This is a genomic window from Streptomyces filipinensis (assembly GCF_014649495.1).
GTDB classification, from domain to species: Bacteria; Actinomycetota; Actinomycetes; order Streptomycetales; family Streptomycetaceae; genus Streptomyces; species Streptomyces filipinensis.
The window spans coordinates 1-1,137 of sequence record NZ_BMTD01000075.1; the positions used below are offsets into that span (position 1 = coordinate 1).

Consider the following 1,137-nt stretch of genomic DNA (forward strand, 5'->3'; position numbering starts at 1 on the left):
TCTTAGAGGTCGTTTTCGCCTGGACTAGTCGAGTATCAACCGATTCTCTGGATGTCTGGTCGTGGTGCAGGCGAGATCGCGGATGCGGCAGGTGTGTGCGGGGCAGGTGGGGTCACGGATGAGGTCAAGGGTGACGCAGTTCTGTTTCATCCCAATGTGCCCGGGCTTCGCGTTTGCGTGCTTCCGGTGTCGCGGCCGTGCGCCTGGGCGCAGGTGGTCGGCGGCGGTACGCCGGAAGCATGGCGAAGCGACGTCCGTATCCGAGTGATCTGTCCGATGCCCGCTGGGAGTTGATCGAGCCAGTCCTTGCCGTGTGGCGTCTCGAGCGCCGCAGGAAGGCCCTGCACTTCGGCCGGCCGCCCGAGCATGACCTGCGCGACATCATGGACGCGATCTTGTATGTCGACCGGACCGGGGTCCAGTGGCGCTACCTCCCGCACGACTTCCCGCCCTGGAACACCGTCTACGGCTACTTTGCCAAATGGGCGGACGAGGGTGTGTTCACCCAGCTCAACGGCCTGCTCAGGCAGCTCCTGCGGGAGAAGGAGGGGCGGGACGCGGAGCCGACGGCCTGCGTGATCGACGCGCAGAGCGTCAAGACCTCCACCAGCGTCCCCGCCGCCGGCCAGGGCGTTGACGCCGGGAAGAAGATCGTCGGCAGGAAGCGGAGCATCGTGACCGACACGCTCGGCCTTCTCCTCGCCGTGCTGGTGACCGCGGCGAGCGTGCAGGACTCCGCCGCCGGCGCCGCGCTGCTCGACCGGGTCGCCGCCGACCACCCTGCCATCCGCAAGGTGTGGGTCGACGGCGGTTACCGTCAGCACCTCGTCGAGCATGCCGCCACCCTGGGCATCGACATGGAGATCACCGCCCGCAAGTCTGGGACCAGGGGTTTCACCCCGATCCCAAAGCGGTGGGCGGTCGAGCGGACCTACGGCTGGCTCATGCTCCACCGCCGCCTGGCCCGCGACTACGAAACCCTCTCCACCCGATCCGAAGCCGTCATTCACATCGCCATGACCGACCTCATGGCCCGGCGCCTCACCGGCGAGAGCACCATCTCCTGGCGCGACCCACAAAAGGACACCAAACACCCCATCCAGGGATGAAAGTTCGGACGAAAACGACCTCTTAGAG

At 66.4% G+C, this 1,137-nt stretch carries 1 protein-coding gene; it reads left to right on the forward strand.

Translation table 11 applies throughout. The features are described 5' to 3' along the window. The first annotated feature begins 239 nt into the window (after positions 1-239). Positions 240-1,109 (forward strand): IS5 family transposase, encoded by an 870-nt coding sequence (locus IE244_RS41525; RefSeq protein ID WP_191878763.1) that lies wholly within the window; start codon positions 240-242, stop codon positions 1,107-1,109. Positions 1,110-1,137: the final 28 nt, after the last annotated feature.